The sequence below is a fragment of the Arhodomonas aquaeolei DSM 8974 genome, assembly GCF_000374645.1.
Taxonomy (GTDB): Bacteria; Pseudomonadota; Gammaproteobacteria; order Nitrococcales; family Nitrococcaceae; genus Arhodomonas; species Arhodomonas aquaeolei.
Genome location: NZ_KB894828.1, coordinates 22371 through 29952, shown reverse-complemented (window position 1 = coordinate 29952; position 7582 = coordinate 22371). Strand labels below are relative to the sequence as shown.

Genomic DNA, 7582 nt, shown 5'->3' with positions numbered 1-7582 from the left:
ACAGGGCTCCTCGGTGTCCGCCGGGGCGCCATTGAGGACGTCGCACGCCTTCGGCGCACGACCTACGCGCGCGTGCAGCCGAAGGTAGGTCGTGCACGGCCGCGAGGCCGTGTGCGACATCGCGGCCACGGCGGGGAAGGGTCCGCGTTGACCCTGGACCGTCGTCGGACCGGGGCAGGCATTGCCGCAACGGGAACTGCGGGTGCCCCGTGCGGGGCACCGCCGCCGGTGATCCGGCTCAGCCGGGGATGCGTTCGACGCGCTCGTACTGCTCGTTGAGCCGTGCCAGCGCCGATTCGAGTTCGGCCAGCCGGTCCCGCTCCTTCTGCACCACGGATTCCGGGGCGCGGGAGACGAAGTTCTCGTTGGCGAGCTTGGCGCTCACGCGCTCGTGATCCTTTGCCAGGCGGCCGCGCTCCTTGTCCAGCCGGGCGAGCTCGGCGGCCTTGTCGATGAGCCCGGCCATGGGCACCAGCAGCTCCATCTCGCCGATCAGGGCGATGGCGGACTCCGGGGCGTCGTCCCTGGCGACGAAGTCCACCGACTCCAGCCGCGCGAGCGCGGCGAGGTAGTCGCGGTGGCGCGCCACGCGGGCGCGGTCCGTTTCCGAGGCGTTCACCAGCAGCACGGGCAGGGCGCGGTTGGGCGATATGTTCATCTCGCCGCGGATGCGGCGCACGCCCAGGATCACCTGCTGGACCCAGGCGATCTCCGCCTCCGCCTCGCTGTCCTCGCGCGCGGTCTCCGGCGCCGGGTAGGGCTGGCGCATGATGGTCTCGCCCTCCACGCCGGCGAGGGGGGCGACCCGCTGCCAGATCTCCTCGGTAATGAAGGGCATGAACGGGTGGGCGAGCCGCAGCACCGCCTCCAGCACCCGCACCAGGGTACGCCGGGTGCCGCGGCGCTCGGCCTCGCCGGCGTTCTGCAGGACCGGCTTGGAGAGCTCTAGGTACCAGTCGCAGTACTCGTCCCAGATGAACTCGTAGAGCGCCTGCGCGGCGAGGTCCAGGCGGTAGCCCTCCAGGCCGTCGATGACCGCGGCCTCCGCGCGCTGCAGCCGTGAGATGATCCAGCGGTCCGCGTGGGAGAGGCTCACCTCGCCGCCGTCGACGCCGGTGTCCTCGCCCTCGGTGTTCATCAGCACGTAGCGGGCGGCGTTCCAGAGCTTGTTGCAGAAGTTGCGATAGCCCTCGACGCGGCCCATGTCGAAGACCACGTCGCGCCCGGTGGTGGCGAGGCTGGCGAAGGTGAAGCGCAGCGCGTCCGTGCCGTGGGCGGCGATGCCCTCGGGGAAGTGCCGGCGGGTCTGCTTCTCGATCTTCGGGGCGAGCTGCGGCTGCATCAGCCCGCTGGTGCGCTTGGCCACCAGGGATTCCAGGTCGATGCCGTCGATGATGTCGATGGGGTCGAGCACGTTGCCCTTGGACTTCGACATCTTCTGGCCGTCGGCGTCGCGCACCAGGCCGTGGATGTAGATCTCGTGGAAGGGCACGTCGTCCATGAACTTCAGCCCCATCATGATCATCCGGGCGACCCAGAAGAAGATGATGTCGAAGCCGGTAACCAGCACCGAGGTCGGATAGAAGGTGCGCAGGGCGTCGGTGTCCTCGGGCCAGCCGAGGGTGGAGAACGGCCACAGCGCCGAGGAGAACCAGGTGTCGAGCACGTCGTCGTCGCGGGTGAGGGTCACTTCGTTGCCCAGCCCGTGGAACGCGCGGGTCTCCGCCTCGTCGTGGCCGACGTAGACGTTGCCGGCCTCGTCGTACCAGGCGGGGATACGGTGGCCCCACCAGATCTGGCGGCTGATGCACCAGTCCTGGATATCCTCCAGCCAGTTGAAGTAGGTCTTGTCCCAGTTGCCCGGGATGAAGCGGATGCGCCCGCTGGAGACCGCCTCGATGGCCGGGCGGGTGATCATCCGCCGGCCGCCGGGGCGCCCGTCGGGAAGCTCCTCGCGGGTGAGGTCCACGAACCACTGGTTGGTGAGGTAGGGCTCGATGACCGCGCCGCTGCGGTCGCCCCGGGGCACCATCAGGGTGTGGTCCTCAACGCGCTCGAGCAGTCCCGCGGCGTCCAGGTCGGCGACGACGCGCTTGCGCGCCTCGTAGCGGTCGAGCCCGCGGTAGGCCTCGGGGGCGTTGTCGTTGATCGCCGCCGAGGGCGTGAGCACGTTGATCTGCTCGAGATCGTGGCGCAGGCCGACCTGGTAGTCGTTGAAGTCGTGGGCCGGGGTGATCTTCACGCAGCCGGAGCCGAACTCCGGGTCCACGTAGTCGTCGGCGATCACCGGGATCTCGCGCTCCACCAGGGGCAGGCGGATGCGGTGGCCGATGAGATGGCGGTAGCGCTCGTCCTCCGGGTGCACGGCCACGGCGGTGTCGCCGAGCATGGTCTCCGGGCGGGTGGTGGCCACCACGACGTGGCCGCTGCCGTCCGCCATCGGGTAGCGCATGTGCCAGATGTGGCCCTTCTCCTCCTTGGACTCGACCTCCAGGTCGGAGACGGCCGTGTGCAGGACCGGGTCCCAGTTCACCAGGCGCTTGCCGCGGTAGATCAGGCCCTCGCGGTAGAGGCGCACGAAGGTCTCGCGCACCGCCGCGGACAGCCCCTCGTCCATGGTGAAGCGCTCGCGGGACCAGTCCACGGACGCGCCCATGCGCCGGAGCTGGTTCTGGATGGTGCCGCCGGACTCCTCGCGCCACTGCCAGATCCGCTCCACGAAGGCCTCGCGCCCGAGGTCGTGGCGGGTGCGCTCCTCGCCGGCGAGCTGGCGCTCGACGACCATCTGGGTGGCGATGCCGGCGTGGTCCGTGCCGGGCTGCCAGAGCGTGTTACGCCCGCGCATGCGCTGAAAACGGGTGAGCGTGTCCATGATCGTGTCCTGGAACGCATGGCCCATGTGGAGGGTGCCGGTTACGTTCGGCGGCGGGATCATGATGCTGTAGGGCTCACCCTGCCCGGAGGGCGCGAAGTAGCCGTTGCGCTCCCAGGTCTCGTACCAGCGGGGCTCGATGGCGCGCGGATCGTAGCTCTTCTCCATTATCAGGCATCCCGACGGTTGCAGGGTTGGGCGGTAAACCTGCAAGTATAACGCAGCCGTCGGGTATCAACAGCCGCAGACGCGCGCGCCGCGGCGGCTGTGGAACGGTTCAGCGCTTCGGCATCAGCAGGTCCCGCACCGCATGGCGTGCCCGCGGACTCACCCCGAGGATCACTCCGGCGGCGAAGGCGGCCCCGGCGGCGGTCTTGCGGTTGCTGCGGATGGCCGTTGCCAGGTCCTCGCCCAGGCGGGCGGCGGCGTCCACGCCCATGTCGCCGTCTGCCCGGTCACGGGCCTCGCCCGTCCGCTGTGGCGCACGGGCGAGGCTGCGCAGGCTCAGCACCAGCAAGGCCGCCACGATCAGACCGCCGACCCCGACGACGGCACCTGCCGCCGCCGGGGACATGACGCTCGTGAGCGCCATATAGGCGGCGGCCGCCAGGAAGCCGAGCCCGCCGAGCGCGAAGAACGTGGCGAAACCGGCAATCAGCATCGCCGTAAGGGCCCGGGCCAGGGCCTCGCTGATACGCTCGCCCATGGGCTTAACGACGGCCGTGCAGCAGCAGGCCGGTGATCAGTCCGCCGATGAACATCACCAGGACGCTGGTGAGGGGGCGCTCGCTGATCTCCCGCTCGACACTCTGCTCCGCCTCGTGGGCCCTGTTGCGCGCCTGGGAGGCGCCCTCGCGCACGCGCTCGTAGGCCTGATGGCCGCGCTCGGAGGCAAGCTCGCGCACCGTGCCGGTGAGCCCGCGGAGGTCCTCCTGAAGCTGATTGATATCGTTGCGCAGCTTGTCGTAATCCTGCTCAGCCATGATGGCGTCTCCCTTTCGTTGTTACAGAAAATCCCGTTCCCCAGTCAGCAGTTGGGGATTGCGTGACGTGATTTAAATGGCACCCGCGGCGATGTCGCCGTGGATGTGCCGGGCGTCGCTTTCGCTCAAGCGCGTGCCATTGCGGGGGAGTATCAATAAGACATTAATACGCTTCCCCGGTAGCGGAGGTGGCGATGGCGGTGAGCATCTTCGAGCTGTTCAAGGTAGGGGTCGGCCCGTCGAGCTCGCATACGGTAGGACCCATGCGGGCGGCGCGGCTGTTCGTGACCGCGCTGGCGGAGGAGGGCAGCCTCCCGCGGGTTGCCGGCGTGCACGTGGGGCTCTACGGCGCCCTCGCCGCCACCGGCCGGGGCCACGGCTCGGATACCGCGGTCATGCTCGGCCTGGAAGGGGAGGACCCGGAGACCGTGGACATCGAGGCCGTGGACGAGCGGGTGGGCGCGATCCGCGAGCGGGGTCGCCTGCGCCTTGCCGGCGAGCACGAGGTCGCGTTCCATCACCGCCGCCAGCTCGTGATGAACAAGCGCAGGAGCCTGCCCGCCCATCCCAACGGCATGTGCTTTACGGCCGTGGACGGCGACGGTGCGGTGCTCGCCGAGCGCACGTTCTATTCCGTGGGCGGCGGCTTCGTGGTGGAGCCGGACGAGTCGGGCAACGCCCGCGTGGTCGCGGACACCACGCCCCAGGCATACCCCTTCCGCACCGCCGCCGAGCTGCTGGGCCATTGCCAGGAGACCGGCCTGCCGGTCAGCGCGGTGATGCGCGCCAACGAGCGGGCCTGGCGGGATGACGACGGCATCAGCGTGGGGCTGCGGCGTATCCACGATGTCATGGCCGCCTGCGTCGCCAACGGCTGCGCCCGCGACGGCGAGCTGCCCGGGGGCATGCACGTGCGCCGCCGGGCGCCGGGGCTGCACGAGCGGCTGCGCGAGCGCGAGGACCGCGGCGACCCGCTGGACGTCATGGACTGGGTCAGCCTGTATGCCATCGCTGTCAACGAGGAGAACGCCTCCGGTGGCCGGGTGGTGACGGCGCCCACCAACGGCGCGGCGGGCATCATCCCGGCGGTGCTGCACTACTACACCGGTTTTCGTGATGGTGACGACGCCGGGGTCGAGCGCTTCCTGCTCACCGCCGGTGCTATCGCGGTGCTCTACAAGGAAAACGCCTCGATCTCCGGCGCCGAGGTGGGCTGCCAGGGGGAGGTCGGCGTGGCCTGCTCGATGGCGGCCGGCGCGCTGGCAGAGGTCCTCGGCGGCACGCCGGAGCAGGTGGAGAACGCCGCGGAGATCGGCATGGAGCACAACCTGGGCCTGACCTGCGATCCGGTGGGTGGACTGGTGCAGGTGCCCTGTATCGAGCGCAACGCCATGGGCGCGGTGAAGGCCATCACCGCCGCGCGCATGGCGCTGCGCGGCGACGGCCGTCATTTCGTCTCCCTGGACCGGGTGATCCGCACCATGCGCCAGACCGGCGCGGACATGAAGACCAAGTACAAGGAGACCGCGCGGGGCGGGCTCGCGGTGAACGTCACCGAGTGCTGAGCCGTTCCCCGCCTGCGGGGGCGCCCGGACTGTCGGGAAAACGCCCCACCGCGCGGATGCGCGGGGTCGTGTTATCGTCCTTCCGAACCGCAGACCACCAAAGGGAGGACGGCGATGGAGACGCTCAGCGTCGAGGACGGGACCCTGGAACAGTGGGGGCCGAAGGAACTCTACGAGGCCTTCCAGCGCGGGGAGGTGGCGATCATCGACGTGCGCACCCCCCAGGAGTTCGCTTTCGAGCACATCAAGGGTGCGCTGCTCTCGCCCCTGGCGACCTTCGATCCGGCAACGCTGCCCAGCCAGGAGGGCAAGCGGCTGGTCTTCCACTGCGGCTCCGGTGTGCGCTCGCGCCGGGTCGCGGAGGCGTGCCTGCGCTCCGGCCATGACCGGGTCGCCCACCTGGAAGGCGGCTTTGCCGCGTGGAAGGGGGCGGGGCTGCCGTATGTAGCCATCGACCCGGCCACCGGCGGACAGCACGTCGTCGGCGGGCGCCAGGACTGAGTGGCGGTGTGACGCCGTGTCACACGCCTGAGCCCACGGGCGCCCGGTGACCCCGCCGGCCGGAAGCGGTCCGCGCCGGGGCAAGCGGCGCCGGCGCCCGCTGATCCTGCTGCCGCGGCGTCGCCGCGGCGCGGCGCAGGCGCAGGAGCGCTCGGCCTCGCTGCCCGTCAGCGAGGCGGTGCTCACCAGCCTCGGCCGGGCGGTCACCGACCGCCTCGCCGAGCATCCGGACTGCAGCGGCATCCACCCGTTGCCGAATCCGGTCAACGCCTTCTCCGCCCGGGTACTGCTCGCCGAAGCCGCCGAGCGCACCCTGGATGTCCAGTACTACATCTGGCAGAACGATCTCACCGGCACCCTGCTGCTGACCGCGCTCTACGATGCCGCCGAGCGCGGCGTGCGGGTGCGTCTGCTCCTCGACGACAACGGCATCGACGGACTGGACCGCACCCTGGCCGCCGTCAACGCCCACCCGAACATCGAGGTGCGGCTGTTCAACCCCTTCACCCTGCGCTGGCCCAAGTCTTTGGGCTTTCTCACCGACTTCGCCCGCGCCAACCGCCGCATGCACAACAAGTCGTTCACCGCCGACAACCAGGCGACCATCGTCGGCGGGCGCAATATCGGCGACGAATACTTCGGCGCCGGCGAGGGCGGGGTGTTCGCGGACCTGGACATCCTCGGCGTCGGTCCGGTCGCGCAGGACGTCTCCACCGATTTCGACCGCTACTGGGCCAGCGCCTCGGCCTGTCCGCTGGAAGCCATACTGGCGCCGCCGGAGTTCGCAGAGCCCGGGCTGGACGCGGCGGAGGCGACGCTCTCCGCCACCCCCATCGCCCGTGCCTACCTGGACGCGGTGCGCGGCAGCAGCCTGGTGCGGGATCTGGAGTCCGGCGGCCTGGCGATGGAGTGGGCGCGCACGGAGATGCTGAGCGACGACCCGGCGAAGGGCCTGGGCCGGGCGCCCCCGGAAGGGCTGCTGACCCACCGGCTGGTGGGCCTGATCGAAGGCGCGCAGCGCTCATTCAACCTGATATCGCCGTACTTCGTGCCCGCCGGCCGGGGCACCGGGCTGCTCGGCGGCCTGGTGGCGCGGGGCGTGGCCACGCGGGTGCTGACCAATGCGCTGGAGGCCACGGATGTCGCACTCGTGCACGCCGGCTACATGAAGCGGCGCCGCGCGCTGCTGGCCGCCGGGGTGCGCCTGTTCGAGATGCGGCGGCACTCACCGAAGGGTGACTGGAAGGACATCGCCGGCCCGTTCGGCATCTCCGGCGCCAGCCTCCATGCCAAGACCTTTTCCGTGGACGGCGAGCGGGTGTTCGTCGGCTCGTTCAACTTCGACGCCCGCTCCGCGAACCTCAACACCGAATCGGGCTTCCTCATCGACAGCCCGGAGCTCGCCCGGCGCATCGACGAGGCGTTCGACACCACCGTCGCGGAGACCGCCTACGAGGTCCGCCTCAACGGCGGTGCGTTGCAGTGGGTCGAGCACGACGGTGGCACCCCGGCCGTCTATCGCCGCGAGCCCAACACCGGTTTCGCCCGCTGGCTCGTGCTGCGGCTGCTCTCGTGCCTGCCCATCGAGGCGCTGCTCTAGGCGGGCAGCCGTTACCCCGGCTCCGGCGCGTTGTCCCTGGCCCGAGTCCGGGCGGCAGGGT

General features: G+C 70.4%; 6 protein-coding genes. 3 read left to right on the top strand and 3 right to left on the bottom strand.

What is annotated here, in order from left to right:
• Nucleotides 1-238 precede the first annotated feature (238 nt).
• From C516_RS0117465 to C516_RS0117455, 3 genes are all read right to left on the bottom strand, one after another.
• Nucleotides 239-3040, bottom strand: a complete 2802-nt coding sequence (locus C516_RS0117465; protein ID WP_018719711.1) for a valine--tRNA ligase — start codon at nucleotides 3038-3040, stop codon at nucleotides 239-241.
• Nucleotides 3041-3149: 109 nt separating this feature from the next.
• Nucleotides 3150-3578, bottom strand: coding sequence for a phage holin family protein (locus tag C516_RS0117460; protein WP_018719710.1), 429 nt, complete (start codon nucleotides 3576-3578; stop codon nucleotides 3150-3152).
• 4 nt (nucleotides 3579-3582) lie between these two features.
• Nucleotides 3583-3855, bottom strand: a complete 273-nt coding sequence (locus C516_RS0117455) for an ElaB/YgaM/YqjD family protein (protein ID WP_018719709.1) — start codon at nucleotides 3853-3855, stop codon at nucleotides 3583-3585.
• Nucleotides 3856-4049: 194 nt separating this feature from the next.
• Here C516_RS0117455 and C516_RS0117450 point away from each other — a divergent pair, with 194 nt between their 5' ends.
• The 3 genes from C516_RS0117450 to C516_RS0117440 all read left to right on the top strand — a co-directional run bounded on the left by C516_RS0117450 (nucleotide 4050) and on the right by C516_RS0117440 (nucleotide 7521).
• Nucleotides 4050-5420: an L-serine ammonia-lyase gene (locus C516_RS0117450; protein ID WP_018719708.1), complete on the top strand. Its 1371-nt coding sequence runs from the start codon at nucleotides 4050-4052 to the stop codon at nucleotides 5418-5420.
• 114 nt (nucleotides 5421-5534) lie between these two features.
• Nucleotides 5535-5921 (top strand): rhodanese-like domain-containing protein, encoded by a 387-nt coding sequence (locus tag C516_RS0117445; RefSeq protein ID WP_018719707.1) that lies wholly within the window; start codon nucleotides 5535-5537, stop codon nucleotides 5919-5921.
• Nucleotides 5922-5967: 46 nt separating this feature from the next.
• Nucleotides 5968-7521 carry a phospholipase D family protein gene (locus C516_RS0117440; protein ID WP_018719706.1) on the top strand — a complete coding sequence of 518 codons (1554 nt, stop codon included), beginning with the start codon at nucleotides 5968-5970 and terminating at the stop codon, nucleotides 7519-7521.
• The last annotated feature ends 61 nt before the right edge of the window (nucleotides 7522-7582 follow it).

Bases quoted from the DNA above. Each gene is read 5' to 3' on its own strand.
- C516_RS0117465 (WP_018719711.1), bottom strand. From the start codon at position 3,040: ATGGAGAAGAGCTACGATCCGCGCGCCATCGAGCCCCGCTGGTACGAG.
- C516_RS0117460 (WP_018719710.1), bottom strand. From the start codon at position 3,578: ATGGGCGAGCGTATCAGCGAGGCCCTGGCCCGGGCCCTTACGGCGATG.
- C516_RS0117455 (WP_018719709.1), bottom strand. From the start codon at position 3,855: ATGGCTGAGCAGGATTACGACAAGCTGCGCAACGATATCAATCAGCTT.
- C516_RS0117450 (WP_018719708.1), top strand. From the start codon at position 4,050: ATGGCGGTGAGCATCTTCGAGCTGTTCAAGGTAGGGGTCGGCCCGTCG.
- C516_RS0117445 (WP_018719707.1), top strand. From the start codon at position 5,535: ATGGAGACGCTCAGCGTCGAGGACGGGACCCTGGAACAGTGGGGGCCG.